This window comes from Streptomyces sp. NPDC004539 (assembly GCF_040610055.1).
In the GTDB taxonomy this organism is placed as follows: Bacteria; Actinomycetota; Actinomycetes; order Streptomycetales; family Streptomycetaceae; genus Streptomyces.
Window position 1 is genome coordinate 156,111 of the sequence record NZ_JBEXLS010000022.1, and the last position, 26,399, is coordinate 182,509.

At 68.5% G+C, this 26,399-nt stretch carries 27 protein-coding genes; 20 read left to right on the forward strand and 7 right to left on the reverse strand.

The features are described from left to right. Positions 1-4 precede the first annotated feature (4 nt). Together ABZX85_RS36040 and ABZX85_RS36045 are read left to right on the forward strand one after the other, a co-directional pair. On the forward strand, positions 5-757 hold the full coding sequence (locus tag ABZX85_RS36040) for a sugar phosphate nucleotidyltransferase (protein ID WP_355878438.1): 753 nt from the start codon (positions 5-7) through the stop codon (positions 755-757). Between the two features lie 49 nt (positions 758-806). After that, complete coding sequence (locus ABZX85_RS36045) at positions 807-1,478, forward strand: alpha/beta hydrolase-fold protein (RefSeq protein ID WP_355878440.1); 672 nt, start codon at positions 807-809, stop codon at positions 1,476-1,478. Between the two features lie 14 nt (positions 1,479-1,492). Here ABZX85_RS36045 and galE read toward each other — a convergent pair whose 3' ends face one another. Next, on the reverse strand, positions 1,493-2,488 hold the full coding sequence (gene galE, locus ABZX85_RS36050) for a UDP-glucose 4-epimerase GalE (protein WP_355878443.1): 996 nt from the start codon (positions 2,486-2,488) through the stop codon (positions 1,493-1,495). Positions 2,489-2,557: 69 nt separating this feature from the next. Further along, positions 2,558-3,313, reverse strand: coding sequence for a GntR family transcriptional regulator (locus tag ABZX85_RS36055; protein WP_355878446.1), 756 nt, complete (start codon positions 3,311-3,313; stop codon positions 2,558-2,560). 619 nt (positions 3,314-3,932) lie between these two features. On the opposite strand from ABZX85_RS36055, the gene ABZX85_RS36060 reads away from it, so the two are divergent. Together ABZX85_RS36060 and ABZX85_RS36065 are read left to right on the forward strand one after the other, a co-directional pair. After that, complete coding sequence (locus ABZX85_RS36060) at positions 3,933-4,682, forward strand: GntR family transcriptional regulator (protein WP_355878449.1); 750 nt, start codon at positions 3,933-3,935, stop codon at positions 4,680-4,682. Then, positions 4,679-5,077, forward strand: coding sequence for a hypothetical protein (locus ABZX85_RS36065; RefSeq protein ID WP_355878452.1), 399 nt, complete (start codon positions 4,679-4,681; stop codon positions 5,075-5,077). The genes ABZX85_RS36060 and ABZX85_RS36065 overlap by 4 nt, the downstream gene beginning before the upstream one ends. A 120-nt stretch (positions 5,078-5,197) precedes the next feature. Here ABZX85_RS36065 and ABZX85_RS36070 read toward each other — a convergent pair whose 3' ends face one another. Further along, complete coding sequence (locus tag ABZX85_RS36070) at positions 5,198-6,121, reverse strand: FkbM family methyltransferase (RefSeq protein ID WP_355878455.1); 924 nt, start codon at positions 6,119-6,121, stop codon at positions 5,198-5,200. Between the two features lie 962 nt (positions 6,122-7,083). On the opposite strand from ABZX85_RS36070, the gene ABZX85_RS36075 reads away from it, so the two are divergent. Next, a complete protein-coding gene (locus ABZX85_RS36075; RefSeq protein WP_355878458.1) occupies positions 7,084-11,184 on the forward strand; it encodes a hypothetical protein in 4,101 nt (1,366 codons plus the stop codon). A 379-nt stretch (positions 11,185-11,563) separates the two neighbouring features. On the opposite strand, the gene ABZX85_RS36080 is transcribed toward ABZX85_RS36075, so the two are convergent. Continuing rightward, entirely contained in the window at positions 11,564-12,775 is a 1,212-nt protein-coding gene (locus tag ABZX85_RS36080; protein WP_355878460.1) for an amidohydrolase family protein, read from the reverse strand. Positions 12,776-13,095: 320 nt separating this feature from the next. Here ABZX85_RS36080 and ABZX85_RS36085 point away from each other — a divergent pair, with 320 nt between their 5' ends. Continuing rightward, positions 13,096-13,659, forward strand: coding sequence for a hypothetical protein (locus ABZX85_RS36085; protein WP_355878463.1), 564 nt, complete (start codon positions 13,096-13,098; stop codon positions 13,657-13,659). A 497-nt stretch (positions 13,660-14,156) separates the two neighbouring features. Here ABZX85_RS36085 and ABZX85_RS36090 read toward each other — a convergent pair whose 3' ends face one another. Together ABZX85_RS36090 and ABZX85_RS36095 are read right to left on the reverse strand one after the other, a co-directional pair. Beyond that, a complete protein-coding gene (locus ABZX85_RS36090) occupies positions 14,157-14,705 on the reverse strand; it encodes a UTRA domain-containing protein (RefSeq protein WP_355878466.1) in 549 nt (182 codons plus the stop codon). 13 nt (positions 14,706-14,718) lie between these two features. Beyond that, positions 14,719-15,495 (reverse strand): GntR family transcriptional regulator, encoded by a 777-nt coding sequence (locus ABZX85_RS36095; RefSeq protein WP_355878469.1) that lies wholly within the window; start codon positions 15,493-15,495, stop codon positions 14,719-14,721. A 601-nt stretch (positions 15,496-16,096) separates the two neighbouring features. Between ABZX85_RS36095 and ABZX85_RS36100 the strand changes: the two genes are divergently transcribed. From ABZX85_RS36100 to ABZX85_RS36155, 12 genes are all read left to right on the forward strand, one after another. Next, positions 16,097-16,294 carry a hypothetical protein gene (locus ABZX85_RS36100; protein WP_355878472.1) on the forward strand — a complete coding sequence of 66 codons (198 nt, stop codon included), beginning with the start codon at positions 16,097-16,099 and terminating at the stop codon, positions 16,292-16,294. A gap of 109 nt (positions 16,295-16,403) precedes the next feature. Beyond that, positions 16,404-16,667, forward strand: a complete 264-nt coding sequence (locus tag ABZX85_RS36105) for a DUF6284 family protein (RefSeq protein WP_355878475.1) — start codon at positions 16,404-16,406, stop codon at positions 16,665-16,667. After that, positions 16,664-16,978 (forward strand): hypothetical protein, encoded by a 315-nt coding sequence (locus tag ABZX85_RS36110; protein ID WP_355878478.1) that lies wholly within the window; start codon positions 16,664-16,666, stop codon positions 16,976-16,978. Before ABZX85_RS36105 ends, ABZX85_RS36110 begins: the two co-directional genes overlap by 4 nt. Beyond that, the gene (locus ABZX85_RS36115; RefSeq protein WP_355878481.1) at positions 16,978-18,039 is read left to right on the forward strand and encodes a DUF2637 domain-containing protein; all 1,062 of its coding nucleotides are present in this window, start codon (positions 16,978-16,980) and stop codon (positions 18,037-18,039) included. The genes ABZX85_RS36110 and ABZX85_RS36115 overlap by 1 nt, the downstream gene beginning before the upstream one ends. Then, positions 18,039-18,395: an RRQRL motif-containing zinc-binding protein gene (locus ABZX85_RS36120; RefSeq protein WP_355878484.1), complete on the forward strand. Its 357-nt coding sequence runs from the start codon at positions 18,039-18,041 to the stop codon at positions 18,393-18,395. Before ABZX85_RS36115 ends, ABZX85_RS36120 begins: the two co-directional genes overlap by 1 nt. After that, positions 18,392-18,859 carry a Pycsar system effector family protein gene (locus ABZX85_RS36125; protein WP_355878487.1) on the forward strand — a complete coding sequence of 156 codons (468 nt, stop codon included), beginning with the start codon at positions 18,392-18,394 and terminating at the stop codon, positions 18,857-18,859. The genes ABZX85_RS36120 and ABZX85_RS36125 overlap by 4 nt, the downstream gene beginning before the upstream one ends. A gap of 137 nt (positions 18,860-18,996) precedes the next feature. Next, positions 18,997-19,515 (forward strand): hypothetical protein, encoded by a 519-nt coding sequence (locus ABZX85_RS36130; RefSeq protein WP_355878490.1) that lies wholly within the window; start codon positions 18,997-18,999, stop codon positions 19,513-19,515. Next, positions 19,515-20,087: a plasmid transfer protein TraA gene (gene traA, locus ABZX85_RS36135; RefSeq protein ID WP_355878493.1), complete on the forward strand. Its 573-nt coding sequence runs from the start codon at positions 19,515-19,517 to the stop codon at positions 20,085-20,087. Before ABZX85_RS36130 ends, traA begins: the two co-directional genes overlap by 1 nt. Positions 20,088-20,099: 12 nt before the next feature. After that, positions 20,100-22,157, forward strand: coding sequence for a plasmid transfer protein TraB (gene traB / locus ABZX85_RS36140; protein ID WP_355878496.1), 2,058 nt, complete (start codon positions 20,100-20,102; stop codon positions 22,155-22,157). 147 nt (positions 22,158-22,304) lie between these two features. Further along, positions 22,305-22,760, forward strand: coding sequence for a hypothetical protein (locus tag ABZX85_RS36145; protein ID WP_355878498.1), 456 nt, complete (start codon positions 22,305-22,307; stop codon positions 22,758-22,760). A gap of 19 nt (positions 22,761-22,779) precedes the next feature. Continuing rightward, positions 22,780-23,037, forward strand: coding sequence for a hypothetical protein (locus tag ABZX85_RS36150; RefSeq protein ID WP_355878499.1), 258 nt, complete (start codon positions 22,780-22,782; stop codon positions 23,035-23,037). Between the two features lie 20 nt (positions 23,038-23,057). Further along, positions 23,058-23,444 carry an RNase adapter RapZ gene (locus ABZX85_RS36155; protein WP_355878501.1) on the forward strand — a complete coding sequence of 129 codons (387 nt, stop codon included), beginning with the start codon at positions 23,058-23,060 and terminating at the stop codon, positions 23,442-23,444. An 84-nt stretch (positions 23,445-23,528) separates the two neighbouring features. Here ABZX85_RS36155 and ABZX85_RS36160 read toward each other — a convergent pair whose 3' ends face one another. Next, positions 23,529-24,548, reverse strand: coding sequence for a hypothetical protein (locus ABZX85_RS36160; protein ID WP_355878504.1), 1,020 nt, complete (start codon positions 24,546-24,548; stop codon positions 23,529-23,531). Between the two features lie 141 nt (positions 24,549-24,689). Here ABZX85_RS36160 and ABZX85_RS36165 point away from each other — a divergent pair, with 141 nt between their 5' ends. Continuing rightward, positions 24,690-25,553 carry a hypothetical protein gene (locus ABZX85_RS36165; protein WP_355878506.1) on the forward strand — a complete coding sequence of 288 codons (864 nt, stop codon included), beginning with the start codon at positions 24,690-24,692 and terminating at the stop codon, positions 25,551-25,553. After that, on the forward strand, positions 25,550-26,398 hold the full coding sequence (locus tag ABZX85_RS36170) for a bifunctional DNA primase/polymerase (RefSeq protein ID WP_355878509.1): 849 nt from the start codon (positions 25,550-25,552) through the stop codon (positions 26,396-26,398). Before ABZX85_RS36165 ends, ABZX85_RS36170 begins: the two co-directional genes overlap by 4 nt. Position 26,399: the final 1 nt, after the last annotated feature.

A 26,399-nucleotide genomic window follows, 5' to 3' on the forward strand; every position in this document is an offset into this window, starting at 1 on the left:
CCTCATGTCACGCACGATCACCAGAGCGGTCGTGGCCGCAGGCGGCGCCGGGACCAAGATGGCCCCGATCACCCGCGTCCTGCCTAAGGAGATGCTGCCCGCCGGACGGATGCCGATCCTCGAACACCTCGTCCACGAACTGCGCACCGCCCAGGTCACCGACGTCCTGTTCGTCATCTCCTCCCGCAAGCCGCAGATCCCGGCCTACTTCGGCAGCGGCGCCGCGTACGGCATGGACTTCTCCTACCGCGTCCAGGACGACGGCGCCGGCCCCGGCGCCCCCGTCCTCGCCGCCGAGACATGGACTGCGGGCAGGCCGTTCGTCCTCGCGTTCGGGGACAACCTGATCCGTGCCGCCGACAACCACGGGACACCGCTCCAACGGCTCGTGGCCGGCGCGTCGGACTGCTCCGTCCTGACCCGCGTCTTCCCTTCGGACGGCGTCCCCCGACACGAGACGCTGCTGGGAGCGGCCATCGCCGGTCAGGCTGTCTTCGGCGAGGAACTCCTGGACCACGTCAGTGCCCAGTGGGTGCACGCCTGCGCCGGCCGCTGGACGCTCGGGCCGTTCGTCTTCGACGCCCTTCGCGAGTGCCCGCCCCGCCCCAACGGAGAGTTGTACCTGATCGACGCGGTACGACGCTGGATCGGCAACGGCAACTCGCTGGTGACTCTGCCGCTCCGGCCCGACGACCTCAGGTTCAACTGCGACAACTGGGAGACCTACCTTGATGCCGTCGCCGCGCTACGCCCCTGAACTCACCGCCTTGCAAAGCCCGTTCCAGAAGCCCGGAACGCAGGTCGCCGTGACCTGGCCCGAACAGCATGTGCGCCGGGTTGTACTGGCCCTGCCCGTGGAGAAGGGCGACGAGCGCAAGTACGGCCACAGCCTCACCGAGATCGGACGGCTCCCGGCCGACCTGCGCGATGGGACCGTCTTCGCGGCACCCACGTTCAGCGAGTCGCCCTGGCTGGTCAACCACGCCACCCGGGCCGACTGCCGACAGGAGGATCACCTCGTCCAAGTGGTCCTGCCGACGGTCCTGGCCATACTCGGCACCCGGACCCGGCCGCCGGTGCACCTGCTGGGATTCAGCAAGGGAGGTTTCGCAGCCCTCAACCTGCTCACCCGCCACCCCACCCTCTTCGGCGTCGCGAGCGTCTGGGACGCCTCGCTGCTCAGCGACCGGCCGCCCCACCCCCAGCTCGTGGACATCGCCGGAAGCACGGCGCGGCTCGACGAGTACGACGCCCGGCAGAACCTGCGCCGCCACGCGCACCACCTGCGCGGAACCCGTCGCATCGCGCTCGGCGGCATCGGCACCCTGGAAGCCGACTGGACCGCCGGCCGCCGACTCCTCGAAACGCTCGGCATCCCCCACGACGCCTACCGGGACGCACCGGCCGACCACCGATGGGACCCCGCCTGGCTCGCCCCCGCCATACGGCACCTGCTCACCCTCGAAGCCGACCGGTGAGAGCTGAACAGGTTTCAGTCCTTCAACAGCGCGTCGCGTACCGGAATCCACTCCAGCGCGGAACGGATGGCGTCCTCCAAGGACAACTTCGGTGCCCAGTCCAGCAGTTCGGCTGCCCGCTCGCTCTTGGTGTAGCCGCCCGCGACATCCCCGGGGCGCGGCTCAGCATCGATGGTGGCCAGGGGAGTGCTGACGACGTTGTTGAACGCGGTGCACAGTTCACGGACCGTGGTGCCGGTTCCGGTGCCGAGGTTGATCGCGATCGAGCGCTTGGGCCCCGCGAGGATCGAGTCGAAGCGCTCGATCGCCGCGAGATGTGCGGCGGCAAGGTCCCAGACGTGGACGTAGTCCCGGATGCCCGAGCCGTCGCGCGTCGGATAGTGAGTGCCGGTGACCGGGAACGGACGGCATTCGCTGTGCGCCTGAATGAGGACGCCCACCGCGTGGCTGGGCCGTTTGAGCTGGAGTCCGGTCCTCAACTGCGGGTCAGATCCGACCGGGTTGAAGTACCGCAGCGAAAGCACACGCGGCCCGGCCGCGGCGATGTCGGCGAACATCTCCTCGCAGACGGCCTTGGTCCGGGCGTAGGGGCTCTGCGGGGCCAGCGGCGAGTCCTCGTCGACGGGTGAGCCGTCCTCGGCGCGGTAGACGGAGGCCGAACTGCTGAAGATGATCCGGTCGCAGCCGTTGCGGTGCAGATGGCTGACGAAGGCCAGACTCTTGGCGACGTTCGCCTCGTAGTACCCGATCGGGTCGGCCACCGACTCGGGCACCACGATCAGCGCCGCGCAGTGCACCACGGCGGAGATGTCCGGGTGTTCGGCGAAGACCCTGTCGACGAGGGCGCCGTCCGCGATGTCACCCTCGTAGAAGACCCGCCCCTCGGTGAACTCACGGCGCCCACGGACGAGGCTGTCGAGGATCACGGGCGTGATGCCCGCGTCCAGACAGGCCGAGGCCACCGTGCTCCCGATGTAACCGGCGCCACCGGCGACAAGAACCTTCACCACGACGTCTCTCCCGCTTCGTACCAGCCCGAGCAAACGACCGGCAGCAGGCTAGCGGAGAAACCGGGAAGATCACGGACTGGCCGGAACCTCATAGACGATCTCGCAGAGCGCGGCGGGAAGGACGATGTCCGCCGTCTCGACCGCGCGCCCGTCGTCGCTGTAGTACGTCCGCTGAATGCGAGTGACCAGCGCACCGCGCTGAATGCCGAGGAGCGTCGCCTCCTCGGCGTCGGCCTGTCCGGCTTCCGGCATCTCCACAGCGCGGGTGACCGTGATGCCGATCTCGGCCATCCGGCGCACAACACCTTGCCCCGCGTGGGGTCCGGCTTCCGGCAGCACGACCAGGGACCCGGACGTGATGCTGTACGGCTCCCAACTCGTCGAAAGCTGGACGGGCCGGCCGTCGGCCAGGAACTCGTACGTGGTGCGGACGCAGTAGTCGCCCTCAGAGATACCCAGGCGGGCGGCGATGTTCGGGGGAGCGGGCAGCATGGCGTCACTGCGGCTCTCCCAGGTCCCTACTTTGCCGATCTCCGCCATGTCTGCCTGGAACGGGGAGCCGTCCCGCCGCTCTCGGTGCTGGGACCGGATCATGCGCACCTTCCGGCGCGGCTCGGCCACATAGGTTCCCGATCCGGCACGCCCTTCGAGAACGCCCTGCGAGATGAGCAGCTCCTGAGCCGTCCGGACCACGGCCTCGCTCGCTCCGCACTCCTTCGCCAACTGCCCACGCGACGGCAGCCGGTCTCCCGGTACCCACTCACGATCGGCGATCCGCTGTCGTAGCACGTCAGCGACCCGGAGATAAGACGGCTGCTCTCGCATATGGAAAATCTAGCCGACGCACCATAATCTAGACCTCTAGCTATATGCTAGAGGTCTAGATTGCTCGAAGTTCGAGTGCCACGGAGGAGCGTCTTGCCCTCACCCGAGGAACGTGCCGACACGATCGCAGCGCAGCTCACCGCCGCTGGGTTCGCACCCCTTCTCCGTGATCACCACGACCACATCGCCATAGAGGTGAGCGTCCCCGACCAGACCTCCGCCAAGTCCTGGCAGGTGCTCTTGACGCAGCTCGCGTCAGCCGACTGGTTCGGGCACGTCGTCAGCGCGGAACGTGGCCACACCGCATGGGCCGGCGTGTACAAGAAAACCCCTGCGGCCACCCCAGTGGCCCAGGGGCACGGCCCCTCAGCTTTAGGGAGCTGAACAGCGTGTCAAACCCTATCCACCCCAACACCACATCAGCCAGGTGTCGGCTTCCGGACACTGGAGCGCCCGCCCCTTACCTCTCGCTCGCCTGTGCCATCGGCGTCCACGACGAGTGCGGCGAGGCGGAACCCCCGCCCGCCCCCTCCGACCTGCCGCTGATCTACGAGCGGTGCGCGTGCAAATGCCACTCGGGCACCAAACAGAACCATGCCTCAGAGGCAGAGGGAGAGTGATGGTCGCGAACCGCTACACACACATCGCGAATCAGCTCCGCGTACAGATCGAGCAGCGCGTTCTCTCCGCCGACGACCGAATGCCCTCGGAAGCCGACCTCATGGCCGCGTACAGCGCGAGCCGGCCGACCGTACGGCTCGCCATGGAGGTACTGGAGAACGAGGGCCTGATCGTGCGGCGCCACGGCAGCGGCACGTTCGTCCGGCAGCCCACCACGCGGATCAGGTACACCAACGACAAGCTGTCCCCCGAGACGCGAGCCGCCATCGCCCCGGTGATGGAGGTGAGCGTCACCCACAAGACGATCACGGCCGACAACAAGCTGTGCGCACTGCTGGGCATCCCGACGGACACCCGGCTGACCGAGTACGTCTACCGAAGCCGCCACGGAACCGTCCCGTACAGCCTGGCCCACGTCTACGTCCCGGCCGGGTTACTCGCTCCGGACGAGTCCCTCAAAGCCCTGTCCCCGCTGGGCGACGACGTACGCGCTCAACTCATCGCGTCCGGCGTCCGTTTGGCCGCCACCCAGTCGAACATCACGGCACGCCTCCCCACCGCCGAGGAAGCGCGCTTGCTCGGCATCGGCATCGGAACGGCCGTCCTCGACATCGTCCGCACCTCCCTTGACCCCACGGGCCGTGTCGTGGAAGCAACGCTCCTCGTCCTCCCCGGCTTCAACGCCGAAGCCACCTTCACCACCCATTCCCTCCTCCGGGAGCAGGAACTGGAGGCAACCACCCGATGACTGACGACTCCACGCCGCCGCTCTACGAGAGTCCCCGCAGCAAGCACGTCCGGCTGTTGCCCCGGGACGGCAGCGGCAAGCGCTCGTACCTCAGAACGGACAGCCACCGAAGTACGGTAGGCCGGCTCGCCGACGCCTTGGAGAGGTCCCAGATGTCTGCGGCGGAGGACATGTTGGCCAGGGGCCGCACCCTCCTGAACGAACCCGCGGCGGACGCCGGCGAACTGCGCGCCGCGTTGAGCTGCCTGTTGGAGCACCTGGACGACGTCCTGGTCATCTCCGAGAGCCGGGGTGAACGGCTCCGGCACCTTCTGCCCGACGTCATCGAGGACGACGAGGAGGAGGAAGAGTGGGAGGACGAGGAGGACCAGGGCGACGAGGAGACGCCCGAGTGACCACCCGTACCGTCCGCTGACCACCGCTCCACAAGCCATCTCCCCCGGCGGGCCCCCAGCCGCCGGCCGTGGCCCGGTCCTCTCGTGCCCTTGTGGCAAGGGAACCGGGCCACCGGCATGTCAGGGGAGCATCTCGGCGTCCACCCGGGAAAAGATCAGGTCGCTCTCGGCCACGACAGGCCCCCGCCACCGAACCGGCACGGACGGCCCGTCTTTCAGGGCAGCCGGGTAGCTCTCGGGCCGGTAGTCGTTGGCCAACCGGTAGGTGTGAAACCCCGCGTCCGCCATGATCCCGAGCAACTCATCAACAGAGTCGCCGAGTTGGGCCATGCGATCAGGCGTGACCTCAATGGTGATCTCCGCATCGGGCCGGAGTTTGGCGAGCAACGGCGCCAGCCCCCGGACGACCCCTCCCTCGGCCCCCTCAACGTCGATCTTGATGACACGAGCGGTCTCGATCTCGTCCGGAGTAAGCAGCTCCGGCAGCGGGAGCGCCTGGATGTCGAACGTGGACTCGGCGGGCCCGTCGTACGGCACGATGCTGTTGGCCCCCATGTTGCGGGAGCTTGCGAGGACGAACGTCAGCGTCTTGCGACTGTCGGCCACCGCCGCGTTCACCGCACGGACGTTGCGGCACCCGTTGAGCCGCGCCTGCTGCTCCAACCGCCGATGAAAGTCCAGCGAAGCCTCGATCGAGACCACCCGCCCCGCATCACCGACGAGCCGCGACGCCAGCACACTGAAGATCCCGACATTGGCGCCGACGTCGACAAACGTGTCCCCCGGCTTAAGTCGCCGCTGCAACCAGCCGGTCATGTGCGGCTCCCAGACCCCGAACAGGTAGACGTACCTCTGGATGAGGTCCTGAGTGTCCACGGCGAACCGCGCGCCGAACCGGGTCTCGACAACCCGTTGCCGGGGGTGGTCCCGAAGCTGAGCATTGAGGAACCGCGAGACCAGGAACCCCTTCCCGACCGCCCCCGGCGCCTCCCGCACGTATCCTCGCCCGAGCGTAACCAGGGCCTCTGTCACCGCGCCGCGCATCCGACTGCCTCTCCGCCGACTCCAGCAAACGGTAGCGCGACCCCTTTACGGCGGTACGAGAGAGCCAGCACGCAACCGCACGCAGCAGCGCTTCACACGAGTTGCGGGGCTAACCCTTCGGTGTCCGAAGCTGCGGGCCGAGACGCGGAAGGACCGCGTACTCCTGTACCTCACCGGGGAGTTCAGCGTGAACGGCCCCGTCGGCACCCGCACCGCCGTACTGCTGCTTGCGGGAGCAGTCAGCGTGTCATCGCCGCCACCCGGACGTCGGCGTCGCGCTCCTCGTAAGGGCGGGCGCAGGCACACGGCAAAGTCGTCGATTATGTGGTCAGGAGCAGGTTGACGGGGCGGTCGGCATCGCGGGCGATGGACTTGATCGGCGAGCGGCTTCGGGCTGCTCTGATCTGGCGCTGTGATCCACAGCGCCAGATGCTTGAGGTGAGGCACCTGCCGGACTAGGACAGAGTGGTGCCAATGTAAGTGGCCTAGGTTGTTGGCCTGGTTCACCTACATCAGCAGGAGACAGAGCGTCGGGTCCTGGTGTGTCCTCGCGCTTCAGCGGGTGCGCAGCCACCATTCGAGAACGGCGACGGCGACAGCTCCCGTAGAACCGGCGAAGCCTAGAACGGCGCGGCGGCCCGCTTCTCGCCACAGCGTCTGCGGGCGGGGCCGAGGGCCAGTAGGTGGGGTGGTGGAGCGGGTAGTGGCGGGCTTGCGGCGACGGTTGGCCATGGCGGCTCTTCCCCCTCGTAGCAGTGTGGACGGTGGTGCGCCGGGCCCGGCGTTGTTTCGAGATTGGCCTCATGGGGGTGGTCTGGTCCCAAGAGCGGGGTGGGTGAGGCAAGTTGGGTACTAACCTGCTGTTCCGCACCGGTGCGCCACGGCTGCCCGATCCACCCGTTTCAGGCAGCCGGGGGCTGCCGGATGATGGGACGGGGCCAGCATCAGGGGGGGAAGAGACTGTGGGAGTTCACCGCGAGACGCTGTACCGGCGACTGCGCACGCTGCGCACCGAGGCAGAGGCCGCGTACCGAGAGCGGCACGGGTCAGGTGGTCTGCAGGCGCCGCTAGAGCGGCAGGTCCGTGGAACCAAGCTGCCGGGAGCATCGGCGTTCGAGGGGAAGGTGGCCAGCCGGTGGGCCCCGAAGGACCTGGCGTCCTTCAGCGTGCCGCAGCCCGACAGTTTCGAGCAGGTCCTGGCGGTGGTCGCGGTCTGGGAGTCCTGGACCGGCGCCCACCGGCTCGAAACGGACGGCCGGGTCCGGCAGACCTGGCTTGCCTCGGAGGGTCGCAAGGACTGGCAGCGCCTGCTGGACAGCGCCTGGCAGGAAACCGCCAACGCCCGGCGCCGTACCCAGGCCGCGTCTGGTATAGAGGCTGAGGCGGATGCTGCTGTGGTCCGCTACTTCGAGCGCCTGGTGGTGACGTGCGGGCGGCTGAACCTCGATGTCCTGGGTGGGAGCGATAGGGCGGGTGAGCAGCCCATGATCCGGCTGCGGCAGGTGTTTGAGGCCCCGCCGGCATCGTGGAACCCGCCGAAGCCAGAGTTGCCGGCCCGGCTGTGGCAGGAACTGGTGGAGCGTGGCGAGGTGCCGGTGGAGGAGTTGCCTCCGGGGCTGCGGGCGGAACAGGTCAAGGAGTGGCGTAAGACGCGAGTGGAGCGGCCGCCAGTGCCTGTGTTCGAGGCGGTTGCCTCAGCTCAGGGGCGGCGACTGGTGCTGCTGGGCGACCCAGGGGCTGGCAAGTCGACGCTGTCGCGGTTTCTGGCGCTGGCGATCGCTGGCGGGCTGGAGGAGGTGCCCGCCGAACTGCGCGGTCTGGTGGAGGCGGGCACAGTGCCGGTGGTTGTGGAGCTGCGGCACCTCGCCGATGAGAGGTGGCAGGGGCGGACGGTGGAGGACTTCTGGGAGGAGTTCAACACCATCGAACGCATGTGCCTGCCGCGGCACGTCTTCGAGTATCTGCTGGAGCGCACGCACCGGCCGGTCCTGGTGGTCTTCGACGGCCTGGACGAGATCTTCGACCCCGGCCGACGCGCTGCGGTCGCCCGACAGGTGGCCGCGTTCGCCGAAGTCCACGAACATGTGCAGGTCATCGTCACCTCCCGCGGCATCGGCTTCACCCGCGAGGTGTTCGCCAACGCCGGCTTCGCCCAGGCCAAACTTGAGGACCTGCCCCGGCGGCAGATCGAGTCGTTCATCCGACGCTGGTACACCGCCGCCCATTGCGACGACCCCAACGAGGCATCCCGCCTCAGTGAACGCCTCATCAACGCCGTGCGCGGATTCACGTCCGTGGCGGAGCTGGCCGGCAACCCCCTGCTGCTGACCATCTTGGCCTCCATCGGCCTGGGCGCCACCATCCCCCGCGACCGTCGCGAGGTCTATCGGCACGCCGTCGATGTCCTCACCAGCCGCTGGGACCGTGACGCCAAACACCTTCCCCTCCCCCGCCAAGACCACCCCGATGTCGCCGCTGCCATCGACGAACTCGACATGGGCCTGCTTCAAGAGCTCCTCCAACGTCTCGCCCGCCGTCTACAGGAGAGCGCGAGCAGCCCCGAGGGCAGCCCCCTCATCCCTCACAGTGACCTCACGGACATGATCGCCGAGTACGTCGTCACCGACATGAACTACCCGCACCGCGTCGGCCGCATCGTCGCCGGCGCCGTGGTCACCCGGCTCCACGAGCGGGCTTTCCTCCTGCACCCCCATGGTGCCGGCATGTACGGTTTCGTTCACCGCACCTTCCTCGAATATCTCGCCGCACGCGAACTCAGCCGACGCTACGCGGGCCGCGAATGGTCCCCCGAAGAGCTCATCGACATGCTCGCCGACCGCGCCACCAACCCCGTCTGGTACGAAGTCATCCTGCTGTTCATCGGCGAGATCAGCAGTCAGGCAGAAGCCGAACACGCCACCTTCATCGCCCGCTTGCTCAGTATGCACCGCCTGCGCGGTACTCCCGCTTACGGCCAGACAGACAGCAGTGCAAAGTTCCTGGAACTCGCCATCCGTGTGCTTGCCGAAGCCCACCGGATTCCTCGTGCACCCGCCAAACCCGGGAAGCATCCCGAACGATCACTCGCCATCCAGAGCAACGCCGTCATCGACACCCTCACAGCCCACCTTTCGGACTTCTCATGGGCCACACTGGATGACGCTGTGCCTGCGATGATGTCTTTCCCTTGGTCCTGGACCGGCCGAGAGCGCTATCAGCGCTGGCACCGTACAGAAATTCCTTCCGATCCAGGCCGTTCAAAAGATGTCCTTGCGGCGTCGCTTTGCCGTACGCCTCAGGAGGCCAGCCTTCTGGCTCGAGTGCCTTGGGGATATTCGACAGCAACTGCTGCCCTGGAGGTGTTGGTGGAGAGGTGGCCTGACCGGGACGACACCTACCCTGCGATCCTCGAGATCGCCCGCGACACCAACGCCAACGACTACGCCCGCAGCGCCGCCCTGCGGGTGCTGGTGGAGAGGTGGCCTGACCGGGACGACACCTACCCTGCGATCCTCGAGATCGCCCGCGACACCAACGATGACAACACCACCTTTGGCACCGCCCTGGAGGTGTTGGCCCGACGGTGGCCTGACCTGGACGACACCTACCCTGCGATCCTCGAGATCGCCCGCGACACCAACGCCAACGTCTACGCCCGCGACGCCGCCCTGGAGGCGCTGGGGGAGCAGTGGCCCGACCTGGACGACACATACACCACAGTCCTCAACACAGCCCGCGACCGAGACTCAAACTCACGCGACGTCGCCGCGCGGGTGTTGGCTCGACGGTGGCCTGACCTGGACGACACCTACCCTGCGATCCTCGAGATCGCCCGCGACACCAACATCAGCAACAGCGACTACGCCAACAGGCATGCCCGCCACACCGCCCTACAGGTGCTGGGGGAGCAGTGGCCCGACCGGGACGACGCCTACACCACAGTCCTCAACACAGCCCGCGACACCAACCCCAACGACACCACCAGCGGCACCGCCCTGGAGGTGTTGGCCCGACGGTGGCCTGACCGGGACGACACCTACCCTGCGATCCTCGAGATCGCCCGCGACACCAACCCCAACGACTACACCCGCTACACCGCTCTAGAGGTGTTGGTGGAGCGGTGGCCCGACCGGGACGACACCTACACCACGATCCTCAACACAGCCCGCGACACCAACGCCAACGCATCTGCCCGCAACGCCGCCCTAGAGGCACTAGGAGAGCGGTGGCCTGACCGGGACGACACCTACTCTGCGATCCTCAACACCGCCCGCGACACCAACACCAACAGGCATGCCCGCGACACCGCCCTGCAGGTGCTGGAGGAGCAGCGGCCTGACCGGGACGACACCTACCCTGCGATCCTCGAGATCGCCCGCGACACCAACGCCAACGACTACACCCGCGGCACCGCCCTGGAGGTGTTGGCCCGACGGTGGCCTGACCGGGACGACACCTACCCTGCGATCCTCGAGATCGCCCGCGACACCAACACCAACGCCAACGACACCACCAGCGGCACCGCCCTGCAGGTGTTGGCCCGACGGTGGCCTGACCGGGACGACACCTACCCTGCGATCCTCAATGCCGCCAGCGACACCAACACCAACAACTACGCCCGCGGCACCGCCCTGCGGATGCTGGGAGAGCTGTGGCCCGGCCGGGACGACGCCTACACCGCAGTCCTCAACACCGCCCGCGACACCAACACCAACAGGCATGCCCGCGACACCGCCCTGCAGGTGTTGGCCCGACGGTGGCCTGACCGGGACGACACCTACCCTGCGATCCTCAATGCCGCCAGCGACGCCAACGCCAATGACGCCTCCCTGTACATGCTGGTCCAGCGGTGGCCAGACCTCGAAGCCACATGGGACTGTGCAGCAATTCACTTTGAGGAGAAAACTGGCGAGATGCTCGAAAGTCTAGTGAAAATCCTGACTCTGGCATGGCCGGAAAAACCAAAGACAAAAGAATTGCTACTCAAGCTCGCGAAAAAACATCCAAATAATTCGGCAGTAACTAGCTCGCTTTCTTACCTTCACTCCGTAGCGGTTGAGTGAAATCTGAATAATCACCGCTTTCATGTCGCAGATCTCCGAGAGTGCGTGAAGGTTACACTCGATACAGAAGCAGTAGATGGGAAGATTCCCGGAGCATTTTGGGCTGCAGTACTAGCCGAGCAGAGGAAATGAATTTCGCACTGCGACTGGTTACATTGCGACGCAAGGGGTCGAGCGAGTTATTCGGACGCTCTGCGATTCAGGTCACCGATCGGGTTGCCTTAGGATGTAGAGACCTCCAACTGCCCGTTCTGCAAGCAGGACGGAAGGGCAGTTGTCGCCGATTTAGTTCACAAATCCGGCACGGAAAATGGCTCATTACCTCAGCGGCTACCAGTCGCGAGATCGACTGGTAGCCGATTTCTGTATCTACTCCCTTCTACTCAAAAGGTAACTCCAGCATCCGAATCGCATTACCCCTCAGCAACTTGTACGCCACGTCATCCGACAACCCACCCACATGCTCAGCCGCCACCTTCTTCGTTTCCGGCCACGTCGAGTCGACGTGCGGGTAGTCCGTCTCGAAGGTCGCGTTGTTCACGCCCACGGTCTCGATCGCCTCGATGCCGTGCCGGTCACGGAAGAAGCAGCAGAAGATCTGCCGGTAGTAGTACGTCGACGGCGGCTCCGGGACCAGGTCCCTCACCCCGCCCCACGCACGATGCTCCTCCCACACGTCGTCAGCCCGCTCCAGGGCGTACGGAATCCACCCCATCTGCCCCTCGCTGTACGCGAGTTTGAGCCGGGGGAACTTGACCAGGACCCCGCTGAACAGGAAGTCCATCATCGACGCCATGGCGTTGTTGAAGCTGAGCGACGCCTGGACGGCAGGCGGGGCGTCCGGGGACGCGGCCGGCATCTGGCTGCTTGACCCGATGTGCATGTTCACCACGGTCCCGGTCTCCTCGCACACGGCGAAGAACGGGTCCCAGTAGCCGCTGTGGATCGACGGCAGCCCCAGGTACGTCGGGATCTCGCTGAACGTCACCGCACGCACCCCACGGGCCGCGTTGCGCCGGATCTCCGCCACCGCCAGCTCGATGTCCCACAGCGGAATCAAGCACAGCGGAATCAACCGCCCTCCGCTGCCGCCGCACCACTCCTCCACCATCCAGTCGTTGTACGCGCGCACGCACGCCAGCGCGACCTCCTTGTCCTGGGCTTCGGCGAAGGTCTGCCCGCAGAACCGTGGAAACGTCGGGAAGCACAGCGATGCCTCCACATGGTTGAGGTCCATGTCTTCCAGCCGTGCCTTGGGGTCCCAGCACCCCCGCCGCATCTGTTCGCGCGTGATGCCGTCCAGGGTCATCTCGTCGCGTGAGAACCCCACAGCCGCGATGATCCGCTTGTACGGGAACAGCAGGCCCTCGTACTCCCACCAGTCGGTGGTCTGTCCCTCAGGGTCGGTGGTGAAGCGGTACTTCCCTCCCACGTACGCCAGCTCGCCGATACCGGCCGTGAAGGGCTTCGGCCCCCGGTCGCGGTACTTGCTGGGCAGCCACGTCTCGAAGAGGTGAGCGGGCTCGATCACGTGATCGTCCACGCTGATGATCCGGGGGAGATCCTTGGTGCTGGCTTCAGTGCCGCTCACTGCTTGCCCCCTGCTCGTCTGCCGATCCCGACCGTCGAATCTGACGGTCCATCAGATTGAGCGTAGGAGAGCACTACGACGACAGCAAGACCCGACCCCACCCCTGCGGGTACTCGTACACACCCGCAGAAGAGAGGGGAAAGACGCTGAAACATGGGGCTGTCACACCGGTCACACCGTCACGCACCCCGCCGTAAGGGGTCAGCCACCCGTGACGAGCTGTGACGCAGTCCCTGTTTCAGCAATCCCCTCACCCCTCCAAGCCCGCACCCGTAAGATCGCCAAGTCATCTTTAGGAGCGCTGCTGACCAGGGGGAACGTTGGACACGGGCGATCAACTCATCACGATCGCTGCGGTACTCCTCGGAGCGCTCAGCACCCACATCACCAACTTCCTCATGGAGCGCAGCAAGAACCGCTACCAGCTCCTCACCCGCTGGGACGACAAGAAGATCGACGCGTACGGAGACTACGTGGACGCGGCCAAGGCAAGGATCGCCATGTCCGTACGCCTCTACGAGACCCGTGAGGGGCTTCGCGAGGAGCGCCGGGCGGAGAGCGACCTCCGCGACGATCTGACGGACGCCAGCCGCGTATGGGGCTCCGCGTTCGAACGCGTGATGCTGCTCGGTGGCGACGACGCCATCGAGGCCGGCCACGAGCTGAACGTGTTCCTCTCCGAGATCGAGTGGCAGGCGACGGGCAAGACGTCCGGGAGCCTGGACGAGTGGCGCCAGCGGAACCGTTCCGCCTTCCGGGCCATCAACGCCTTCCACGAGGCCGCTCGCGCGGATCTCGGCATCCAGGGCAACGTCATGGGCGAGAAGCACCCTGAGCGCGATCTCCTGCTTCCTCCGTCCCGCCAGTCTTCTGACGAGACCTGACGGCCCTCTCCTGACCTGAAGACGGCGAACTTCCGCGACGCCCCTCGGAAGCCATGGGAGCGCGCTGGGAGAAATCTGGGAGAGGATCTTCTCCCGCGATGGTGCCCCATCCCACGCCAGACCAACGCCGACCAACACCACGACCACGGCGCGGAAAAGCGAGAAGGCGCCTCCCACCTGGGGAAACGCCTTCTCTTCAGGTACTTCTTCTGTGGGGCTAACAGGATTTGAACCTGTGGCCTCATCCTTATCAGGTCGGTTATGGGGTGTCGAGCGCCGTGGCCAACGCACCGCTGACCTTGACGACGTGTCCGTGGGCGTCCGGCGTCGACCGCACCTGTTCGCCGCTGTTGGTGTCACCCGCTGATGTCATCAACGGAAGCGAACTTGACAAGAGCGCAGGGTTCCACTAGGTGACCGGTCGACCTGCGCTTTCGTCTCACCAAACACAGAGCGGCCCGCATCCTACGATGCGGGCCGCTCTACTTGCTCAGCGTTCAGTCGATGGGCGGGCTGTAGCGCAGGACCCAACCGGGGCTGGGGCGGTGAACGGTGACCTCGACCGCGCGGCCGGCCGCCGTGTAGCCGGTGTGCGTGATCTGAAGCAGGTTGCTGCCGACCTCGACGCCGAAAGCTTCCGCCTCAACCGAGGTCGCCGCGTAGAGGGCGACTTCCTCGATCACCTCGGTCTGCTCGAACCCCGCGTCACGCATCCGGCTGATGATGCCACCGAGACCCGGGTCCGGGTTCTCGACGCTGGCCGCTTCCGCGACGTCCACGGGGATGTACGAGTCAGCGAGCTGGACCAGCCGCTCACCGTCGTACATGTGCCGCGCACGGATCGCGGTCTGTGCCGACGACTCGACGCCGAGAAGCTCAGCCACCTGGGCGGGGGCCGTGTCGCGACGGATCGCGGTTTCCACACGGGGCGTTCCGCCCAGTCGCTTGATCTCGGTCTCGAACGCGCCACGGCTTTCGCCGGCCTCGCGCCGCTCCGTGCGGTAGCGCTCCGTCGCGTCTCGGACGATGGCGGTGTTGCTGTTCACTTCGGTGTTCCTCTCAGACGGTCGGCAGGTCGATGGGCCACTCGTAGCTGAGCGACCAGAGGGTGACCGGCATGACGTGCACGCAGACCTCTACGGCTCTGCCACTTTCGGTCAGGCCGACATGGGTGATCTCGTAGACCAACCTGTCGACCGAGACGCCGAGCTGTTCGGCCTCTTCCTTGCTGGGGGGTCGTACGTCGACGGACTCTCGGATGCGGGTCTGCTGGTAGCCGAGTTCGGCAAGACGCGACTTGCTCCCGCCGTCGCCGGTGTCCTGCTGTTCGAGCTGCGTGCCGAACGCGACGTCGCCCGGGAAGTACGAGGTCGCCACCTGCACGACAGTGGCGTCGGCGCGCATGACACGCGCCCTCACGAGCGCCTTTGCCGAGTGGTGGATGTCAAGAATCTGGGCCACCTGCTTCGGTGGCCGCGCGTGACTGATCTCGGTTGTCGCGGACGACGTCATCCCGAGTCGGGCGATCTCCGCCGCGAACGCGCCCCGGGCGCCGGCTTCCTCGCGGGCCGACTTGATGTAGCGGCCCGTTCCGTCTCGGTGGATCTTCCCGAGGATCGGGGACACGAAGGTGCCTTCACCCCGGCGGGAAATGATCAGACCTTCGTCTTCCAGCACTCGGTAGACGTCGCGCGCCGTCTGGTAGGCGACGCCCTCGGATTCCTTGAGTTCCCGGACCTTGGGCAGCGCCGATCCAGGGGGATACGTCCCCTGCTGGATCTTCGCGCGAAGCTCAGCGGCGAGCCGCTGCACCTTCGGCCCCTTGGCCTCATCCACGTATGACTCCCTCGCTCGTGTGACTCGTGGACCACAGTGTTACAGAACTAGTCCTAGAAGGGTAGCGGAGATCTCTATGCGGTCCGCAAGCGACTTCCGAGGGTTCTGAACTAGTTCTGTTGACACCCACTCCAGGGCGTGCCTTAATCGTCACAGCGCACCGCAGAACTAGTTCAGCGAAGCGCAGGGAGGGCCCTTCTTTGGGCTGTTCCGAAGCAGAGGGCGGGGACGCTGCAATCCCGCTAAAGGCCAGGTAGGACGCAATGGGCTTCGGCCCGACTGGCGAGGTGGCCCGGCGACCGCGAGCAACGGCCGGCGTGTGGGGACGTGGTCCCCCTTGCAGTGTTTTTCCTTGTCCCGGGGCCAAGCCCCATCCCTGCTGAGGAGGTTCGATGCGACGAACGAGATGGGCGCCGCCGTGCGGGACCGGCATGGACGGCATCGCCCGCTGAGTCACCCTCAACCCTTCCCGCAGCGTCATCGCGCTGCGTCGGTTGCCTCTCCTTCCCGTCCGGTCCGTGCTTCGGCGCGGGGTTGTACGGGAGGGGGTGCGGGGAGCCGGAGGGCTTCGATCCACCTGGATGGAAAGGGACTTGATCCCATGCCCATGTGGAGGAACCAGAGTCAGGGCGGCGCGGGCCGTACCGACGACAGCCGGGGTCCGCGACCGGCGCGTGCCTGGCAGAGCGCGGGCGTCTCGCCCGGTGACGCCAGCTTCAACGGGCTGACCCCTCAGCCCGGTGCGCGGCAGGGCGAGGACTCCCGGATGCACCGCCGGGCCCGCGTCACCGCCAGCTGACTTTCCCCCGCCGCGCGGTCCGTGCGGCTTTCCCTCAAACGGCGAGCGGTCCCCGGGAGGCACCCCGGGGACCGCGACGGGCCGTTCCTGTGTGAGAGGAACCAACCCAATGAGTCCCATCGTGACTGTTCAGGACGCCGTTACCGCGTTCGAGGACTGGACGGAGCCGACCGACGCGGAACTGGCCGCGATCGAGACGGAGATGCCGGTCGTGCTGGCCGACGTCGAGTTGCTGGACGCGTACATCGCCACCCTCGACCGCACCCCGACCGAGCTGGACACGCGCCGGCTGCGCAGGGCGCGGCGGCGGGCGCTGGCCGCGCGGGTGGACCTGGTCAACCGGTCGATGGCGGTCGCCGAGGTGAGCGCGTGAGCGCCCGGACGCTGGCCTCCCAGGCGGCGGCTCTGCGGTTCCTGGCCGATCTCGCCGAGACGCGGCCGGACCTGCCCGGCGCCTACCTCCCCGTGAGCCGGCACCTGCCCCGGGAGTTGAGCGTGCAGCTCGACAGCCCCGGTGACCTGGAAGCGTGGCGGGAGGCGCTGGGCGTCGCCCCGGACGCGGTGGTCGCCGACCGGATCGGGGAGCGGCCGTCGCTGGAGTTCCACGCGAACACCTCCGGCTTCACGTTCCACGTCTACGCCACCTACACCCCGGCCGCCGTGCCGGCGGGGGGTGCGGGGTGATGCAGACGCTGACGCCGGCGCAGATCCAGTCGGCGGAGCGGACGCTGTCGGCGGGGACGTGGGCGATCACGGGCGGCGCGGTCCTCTTCTCGGTCCTGACCGTGACGCCGCTGGTGGAACGGGTCACCCCGCCCGAGTGGGGGTGGACGGCGCCGATCCTGCCGCTGGTGGTGGACGCCGCCGTCGTCATCGTCGTGCGGCTGGACGCGGTGGTCGCCCGCCTCGGGGGCGCTGCGGGCCGGTGGCCGGCGGTGCTGCGGTGGATGACCGGCCTGATGACCCTGCTCCTGAACGTCGGGGACAGTGCCCTCAAGCGGGACCTGGTCGGCGTCGCGGTCCACTCCGTGGCGCCGCTGCTGCTGATCGTGACGGCGGAAGCCGGTCTCGCCTACCGCCGGGCGATCGGCCGCGCGCTGGAGGGCATCGAGCGTTCACGGGCGCAGGAGCAGCAGGAGCGTGAACAGCGTGAGCGCGATGAGCGTGAACACGAGCGGCAGGCGCGTGAACACGCTGAACAGTCCGCCCGTGAACACGCCGGACACGTGGAGCGCGAGCGGGCCGAGCGGGAGGCTGCGGAGCGTACGGCGGAGCGCGAGCACTCCGCCCGCCTGGAGCGTGAACGCCTTGATCACGAAGCGCAGATGCGGCGTGAGCAGCGCGAACACGACGACCGTGTACGCCGCGAGGAACAGCACCGTGCGGACGACCTGAGGCGTGAACAGCAGGAGCGGCAGGAGCGTTCACACCGTGAACAGGCCGTCCCCGCCGCCGCCGTACAGGCCGCTTCGAGGGCTGTCGGGGGCGCACGCGTGAACACCCTGGAGGCTCCCGTGAACACCGCCGGGGACGTCGTGAACACGACCGTGAACACCCCGCCCGCCGCGTTCACGGGGAAGGCCACCGAGCAGCAGGCACGCGACTACATCGCCGGCCAGGCGGGCGTTCTCTCGGTGCGTCAGCTCGCCGAGAACACCGGCTGGTCGGTCGGCTGGGTGTCCGCCCGCCTCCAGGAGAACCGCGAGCGCGACACCGCCGGCGATCCGGTTGAGGCGGTGCTCTGATGGCCGGCATCCCGGTCTACTGCTGGCGCCTGGCCCCCGACGGGCTCGCCACCCGCCGGCAGTTGCGCGCGCGGGGGCTTCGGCCCGGCGGTCAGGACGTGGTCGCGCAGATAGAACGTCCCCGCTACCGGCGTCCGCCCCTGGTCGGCTACCTCTACCGCGTCGACGCCGCCAAGCCCGTACGGCCGATGACCCCGGCGAAGCGGGCGGCCCTCGACAAGGCGAACACCGCCCGCCGCACCTGCCCGGAATGCGGCACGGACGCCGGCTACGTCATCCCCGTCTCGCTCGGGATGTGCGTGCCCTGCGCCTACCCGGACGACGAATCCGCCTCCTGTGAAGGGGAGTTGCTGTGAGCATCCCGACGCCTGCCGCGTACGCGGCACGGAGTACGGAGTCGGCGCACGCCGAGGTGAAAGCGGAGATCGCGCGGACGGACACCAAGGCGGGGCTGTTGCTGGCGTTCGCCGGCGCGGTCCTCGCGGGGGTGTGGACGGTCGCGAAGGACGTCCCGCTGAACGCCCCCGCCTACCTGCTCGGGGGTGGCGGGGTGGTGCTGCTGGCCGTGGCGGCGGGACTGCTGCTGTGGTCGGTGTGCCCAAACCTGCGCCCGCACAACGGGTTCCCGCTCTGGGCGACCCTCACCCCGGCGGAGATCACCGCCGCCCTCGCCGCAACCGACATGGCGGCCGACGTCGCCAACCTGTCCCGGCTCGCGCTGCGGAAGTTCGCCTGCCTGCGCCGCGCCGTGCTGCTCATCCTGGCCGGCGGCGCCCTGCTGGTCCTGGCCGCCGTCGTCGCGGCGGCGGGCGCCCTGTGACGGACGGCAGCTCTGTTCTTCTTCCTGGCGCCCAAACAGCTCTGAACAGCACTTATTTCATCGCGCGGGACCCGGACACATCCGCTTGGCCGTGGGTGTCCGGGTCCTGCTTCCTGCGAGCAAGGGGAGCCTTGCCCATGTCCAGCCGTACCCGTGCCCGGACCGTGAAAACGGCCGCGGGCGTCCACACCCTCAACATCCCCCGCCAGCGCGGCCGGCGCGGGGAACAGGTCGTCATCGTCGTCCCCGAACGCCCCACCCTCACCCGCCTCGCCGCCGGCTGGGCGGTTCGCGCCCTGTGGAACGCCCGCCGCGTCCTCGCCCCGACCGCCCTCGCCCTGCTCGCCATGCCGCTGGCGGGCGTCCTCAACCTGCTGGCGTGGTGGTCGTCGCTGCTGCTCGCCCCGCTCGCGCTCGCGCCGGCGGTGTGGCTGCTGGTCATGCACCGGCGCCGTCCCGCGAAGGGGTCGGTCGTCCTGTGGCGGGCCGGACTTGTCGCGTTGGCCACGGCCGCCGCCGTGTGGCTGTGCCTCGCCGCCGGCTTCGGCCCGCTCGCGGGCCCGCTGCCGCTGCTGTGGCTGCTGGCACTGATCGCCGCACAGACCACGTGGTTCTTCGTCGGTCCCCGTCCGGCCCGTTCTGAGGAGAGCGTCTGATGGCTCAGACCACCAACGGCCCGCGCCGGCAGGCGGCGGCGGGCAGCCGTTCCGGTGCGAACCCGCAGGACAAGGGCGCCAAGTTCGCCAACGCGGGCGCCGCCGTGGGCGGGTTCGTCGGCGCGGTGGGCGGCTCGTTCGTCCCGCCGATCAGCGTCACCGTCAACAACACCAAGAACACCGCGCGCGGCGGCGGGGGCGGGGGCGGCTCGTACGCCGGTTCCCTGCTGCCGTCCCCGGAGTTCGGGTCCCCGGCTCAGGTGCGCAACTACTGCAACACGCTGCGGGCGGCGGGCGTGACGCTGTCGATCGAGGTGGCGATGGCCGCCGAGATCCTCGACAGCGTGCTGTCGGCCGTGCCGGACCCCGAGGGCCGTGCGTTCGGCTCCCGCATCCGGGCCCGGAAGGTGTCCCGCAAGATGCGCAAGTCCGCCGACGCCCTGCGGGACGCGGCGAAGAACGCCGCCTCCTGCTACTCGGCTTTCCAGCAGGAGTTCGAGGAAGAGATCAACCGCGTCCGTCACCGTGCCCGCAAGCCCCAGCAGCCGGTCATGAACTGGGCCCAGCAGTAAGGAGGTTCGACCATGGCTCGTGAAGTGTGGACCGACCAAGAGGGCCGGGCCTACCCGCTCACCGTCCCCGCCGGCACGCACAGCGCTTCCGGCGGCGGCGTCGGCGCCTACCTGCTGAACCGGGCAAAGCCCCACCTCCCGCCGTGGCTGGGCTGGGCCGCCACCGGCCTGGCCGGCGTCGTCGGACACCAGCGGTGGCCCGACAGTGCGGCGGGCGGCGTCGGCCTCACCCTCACCTCGGTCGCGTTGACCGGTGTGGCGTGGGCGGCGGGCAAGGGCATCAGCAGGCAGCGCCGGCTGCACTCGGCCGTCACCGTGGCCGCCGGATCGGCGTGGGTGACCGCCGCCTGCCTGGCCGGACCCACGGCCGGACCGATCGACGACCTGTTCCTGATGGGCGGGCCCGCCATGGCCCTGTCGTGGAACGTGCGCATGATCATGCGCCACAACCCCGAAGGTTCCGTGGGGAGTTCGGACGGGGGACTGCTGGAGAAGGTCGGGCTCGCGCGGGCGCAGATCGGCGCGGCGAAGGTGGAACCGAACCGGGTGACCGCGCCGCTCGCGCTGCAACCCGGGGAGCAGACCAACGACGACGTCGCCAAGGCGCTGGCACGGATCGCGTCCGCGCTCGATCTGCCGAAGTCCGCCGTGCGCTACACCCCCGACCCGGAGTCCGTGCGGCGCGGGGAACTCGTCATCGTCCCCGAGGACATGCTCTCCGAGGTCGTCGAGTGGGAAGGCCCCTCCAACCTCGGGGGATCGATCGCCGATCCGCTGGTCATCGGCCGCTACGACGACGGCGCCCCGCTGCTCATGTGGCTTCCCGGTGACCCGGACGCGGGCCGCAACTCCACTCACGTCCTGATCGCGGGCGGCACGGGTTCCGGGAAGGGGGACGCCGCGCTGAACCTGCTGACGGAGATCCTCTCCCGCCGCGACGTCATCGTGTGGTTCTCCGACCCCAAGGCGTTCCAGGACTTCGCGCCGCTGCGCCCCGGCCTGGACTGGGCGGCGGAGGGCGGCAGCCCGACCGAGGTCATGGTCGCGGCCGTCGAAGCGGTCATCCCGGCCCGGACCCGCTGGCTCGGCGCCCACGGCTACCGCCAGTGGGTACCCGAAGCAGCCGGGCCGCAGAACGACCCCGCACACTCCTGCCGCCCGGACGGCACCGTGTGCGGGTGCCCGGGGATGCCGTTCCTGATCGGCTGGTTCGAGGAATCCGCCAACACCCTGCGCGTGCTCGGCGACGACGTGTTCACCGGCATGACGCAGGAAGCCCGCTCTGCCGGCGCGGCCATCTTCGTGTCGCTCCAGCGCCCGTCGTACGACCAGATGTCCACCTCCACCCGCGCCTCCCTCCCATCCGTGATCGCACTCGGCTGCGACCCGCGCGACGAGGGATTCTCGCTGCCGGAGACCGTCATCGACGCCGGCGCGCACCCCGGCGCGTGGGGCAACCGGCGCCCCGGCTACTGCTACGTCGTCTCCCCGGGCATCCCCGAGGACCGGTACGCCTCCCCGGCCCGCACCTCCCGCTTCACCCACCGCGCCGTCCCCGTCATGGAACAGCTCGCCGCGTGGGCACAGCACAACGGCGCCACCGCCGACCCCGTCACCGCCGGCGCCGCCGCCTCGGTCGCCGGCCGCGCCTACACCGGCCGCACCACCGACACCAGCACCGGCCCGGCGCCGGCCGCGCCGCACGCCGTGGAGGACGACGACATGGAGCTGACCGGCATGCTCGTCGACCCGGAAGACGCCGGCATCGACCCCGAGGCCGAACTCCCCGACGCGCAGGAAGGCGACGACGCCCCGATCTTCGGACAGGAAGCCGGCCGCAAGCCGACCCCCGAGGAAGGGCGCCGCCTGTTCGACCAGGCGCTCACCGAGTTCGAGGACCAGGGACTCATGGTCGTCGGCCCGAAGGACTTCATGGACTGGTGCGACCGGCACAACCTGTCCCGCTCCTGGGTGTCCAAGCGCCTCAAGGACGCCGCCCTGGAAGGGCGGCTCACGGCGACGAACACCACCGGCCGGTGGCGCATCGTCCCCGCCCTCACGGCCGTCTGACACCCGTCACACGTGACGGGCCCGTCACACCCAAACCCCTAGGCAGACGCGGGTGTGACGCGCCGTCACAGCGGCCCGTCACACCCCCCACACCCACGCGTCACACCCGCCCGCGAGCCCGCGTCACACCCGGGAAGGAACCCGCCCGTGGCCCACTCCGAACAGCCCACGCCGGTCGATGTCCACCGGCCCGTACCCCTCACCCCCGCCGTCATCCACCCCGCGCCGCTCCTGCCGGTGCAGCCGGACACGGCCCCGGCTGTCACCTCGATCATGCTGCCCGACGGACGCGTCATCACCGGCTACAGCATCACCCCCGCCCAGCCCGAGCCGGTCGCCGCGAAGCCGGCCGTGTCCCGGGCCGCGGTAAACGTCGCCCTCGGGGGCGTCGGCTTCGCCGCCGTGTGCGGGGGCCTGTTCGTCCTCACCACGTTCATCGCCGCGTTGACCGCCCTGATCACCCAGTTGATCATCCTCGCCGCCGTCATCTTCGGCGGGTGGATCGCCCTACAGGTGTTCAGCGGTCACGGCAGCAAGACCGACGTGGGAACGACGGTCAACATCCGCAAAGCCGTCATCAAGCGCAACCACTTCCACGGCTAGCAGGAGACCGATCTCCGTGATGCGACTGCGTATCCGGGTCGTCGACTGGCCGCGCCGCGCGCTGGTCCTGACCGACACCCCCCGCCCCGGCTGCCCCGACTGCGGCGGTACGGGCGGCACCGAGGAACCGTACGTCGACCACCTCGGCGAGTACGCCGGGAGCGACTGGTGGCCGTGCGGCTGCTGGAACCACACCCGCCGCCGGCTCCTGATCCCCCTGCCCCGCAAGTGGCGCCGCACCCCGCCCGGCGGCTACAGCAACGAACCCCCCTTCTGACCCGCGAGTTGAGGAGACCCGTGCCCCACTCGGACGTCGAGATCGTCTCGTTCGGCTACCTCCACGCACCGCCCCCGGCCGCGCACCTCACCATCGACCTGCGCCACCACTTCCGCGACCCCCACGTCTCCCCGGAACTCCGACACATGACCGCCCACGACGCCCCCGTCCGCGACGCCGTCATGAACACCCCCGGCATCCCCGAACTCGTCACCGCCACCGCCCACGCCGTCCACGCGTTCCGCACCGGACCCAGCGCCGGACCGGTCATCGTCGCGGACGGATGCGCCGGCGGACGCCACCGCGCCCCCACCTTCGCCGACCACCTCGCCGCACACCTGCGAGCCACCGGCCTCACCGTCCACGTCCACCACCGCGACCTCACCAAACCGGTCGTCGACCGGTAGCGCTGCACCCGGCTCCCTTTCGGGCCCGGTACGGGTGGCGTCCCCTGCCTCAACGCGCAGGAAGGCCACCCGTACCGGCTGCGGCTAGGGGGAAGTGAGCGGCCAGCCGGCGAAGCCTTCTTCGGTCTGGTAGACCAGGGCGATGGACTCCTCGCTGAGGAGGTTCTGTACGTCCGCGGTGGGCTCGCTGGGCAGCAACACGGCCACCCGCAGACTCGCCCGCTCGGGGATGTGCCGGCGGTAGTCGGCCAACTGCCCGATTGCCATGCGGACGTTGGCCCGGGTAGTCAGCCCCTTCGCCTCGTACAGCACGTGATCGGTCGGGTCGTAGAGGTCCGGAGTCAACGCCCCCGACTCGCCCGCAATGGTGATCTGGAAGCTGTGGGTCTCATGCCCTGCCGCGGCCAGATGCGCCACGAACGCCTTCACCAACTCGCCCTCGCGCCGCAACACCTTGCGCTGCCCCGCGGGAATGTCGGCGGTCGTCTCCGCGGTGCTGTGCTGCTCGTTCTTCTTGGCCTTCACGCCGCTCTGCTTCGGCAGGACGACGGGCGCCGGCACCAAGCCCTCAGGGTCCGTGACTTCAATCGCCGACTTCGTGGCCACCGGCTGGTTGTCCGCCTCGGTCCACGCAGGCGTCGTGCCCTCAGCCGGCCGGAACCGGAAGACGAGCGCGTTACGCATCACGCCGTCCTTGCCAGGACCGCGCCGCACGTCGTACGGGTTGATCGTGTCCAACACCATCTGGCCGATGTAGCGCTGAAGCATGGCGCCACCGCCGTCCACCTTGCCGTGTGCGATGAACAGGTGGAGCTCGCGCTGCTTCTCGACATGGCTCAACAGCGAACCGTTGCGCCCGGAGGGCTTCTGATCCCCGTTCGCGCCGGCGCCGGTGTACAGGTAGAGCGGGCCGAACTCATCGTCTTCCGCACGGCCATCGAAGGTGTAGCCGTACTCCTCACCCGCGGACGGGTCCGAGTACACGAACACCTTCCCCGCGTCATCCGCCGGTTCGATGCCCTGGAACGTCCCACAGCCATAGGCCGCCGCGATCGCATCGCGCGTCGTAATCAACCCCGGCACAAGATCAACGGTCGTCGTCATACCGCGACCCTAAACGCCCCCACTGACACCCTGCCGCCGCATTTCCGCAGCGCAAGGCAAGGGCGACCCCCTCATCTCACCAAAGATCCGGGGCCGCCCTCACCAACCAGGACCCAACCAAAGGAACTGGAGACACCCAGCATGACCCAACCCATCACCTCCCCGCGAGCCCTCCCGGTGGGAGCTCCCACCCCGGGCGCGATGCGGTTCTACCTGACCACCCACAAACGGCACTGGCTGCGCCTCACCGATGTGCCGCTGTTCCTGAAGTCCGAGCACTTTGAGCGCGCCGTCAAGTGGGACGAAGCCCGCGGCCCTTACGCCATCGACTCCGGCGGCTTCATGGAACTGAAGAACAAGGGCACCTGGACCCGCACGCCGCGCCAGTACGTCGATGACCTGCGCCGGATCTGGGAACACGTCGGCCCCTACGACTGGGCCGCGCAACAGGACTGGATGTGCGAGGACGCCATCATCCACGGCGGCACCTTCAACGGCCAGCACTTCACCGGCACCCACCTCAACGTCGCCGAACACCAGCACCGCACCGTGAACAACTTCCTCGAACTACGCTCCCTCGCCCCCGATCTGCGCATCGCCCCCGTTCTCCAGGGGCGCAGCATCCCCGAGTACGAGCACTGTGTGGAGCTGTACGAGCGGGCCGGGGTCGACCTGCGGGCCGAACCCGTCGTTGGGCTGGGCTCGGTGTGCCGGTTGCAGTCCACCCGCGAGGGCGCCGCGATCGTCACCGCCATGGCCGCACACGGCTTCAACCTGCACGGCTTCGGCTTCAAGATCCTCGGACTCGAACGCGTCGGCCACCTCCTGGCTTCCGCCGACTCCGCTGCCTGGAGCTCCCACGCACGCCGACGTCCGCCGCTGGCCGGCCACACGCACAAGAACTGTGCCAACTGCATCGACTACGCCCTCAACTGGCGCGAGCGGGTCGTCAACGCCGTCCCCCGGCACCGGCAGACGCTGCTGACCGACCGGAGCGCCGCATGAACACGACGCCCGAACCCCTGCACACCGCCCTCACTCTCGCGGCGGGCGGTACCCCCGTGCTGCCCCTGCGCGCGGGAAAGGTCCCGTTCGGCAACTGCCGCATCTGCAACGGCAACGCGTGCGGCGGCCGACCGAACATGAAGACCCCGGGACACTGCGCGTGCCCGTTGCCGTGCCACGCGTGGGCTGCCGCCACGACCGACCCGAACGTCCTCGCCTCCCCGGCGTGGGTGGCGGCGTGGCGCGAAGCCGCGGCGGTTGCCTACCACCCCGGCGGCGCTGGACTCACGGTCGTCGACCTCGACGACGCGGCGGCCGTCGCGTGGGCGCGTACCGCCCTGCCCGCTACCCGGATCGTGGCAACGACGCGGGGTGAGCACTGGATCTACCAGGGCACCATGCCGTCGTCGAACGCCGTCCGCCCGGGTGTCGACGTCAAGTCGCTCATGTCCTACGCGCGTTGGCTCGGTCCCGGCACCGGTACCCGCACCACGCTGCCGGACACCGTGCGCGCGCTCGCCGTACGGCAGTCCTCCCCTGCCCTGCCAGCGACACAGACTGTCGTCGCCCCCACGCCCGTCGGGGGTGGGACGTGCCGTCATCGCACCCCCGCCTACCTGGAACGCGGTATCACCATGGCGGAACAGCGCATCACCGGCGCCCGCAGCGGCGTGCACCACACGGTCTACCGCACGTTCCTCGCGGTGCTGGCCGCACACGGCGCCTGCGGGTGCCTCACCGAAGCGCACATCGGCCGGCTGTTCACCGCCGCGCAAACCAAGGGCGAAACAGTCCGGCACTGCACCGACGCGTGGACCAACGCCCGTACCCGACTGGGGATGTGAC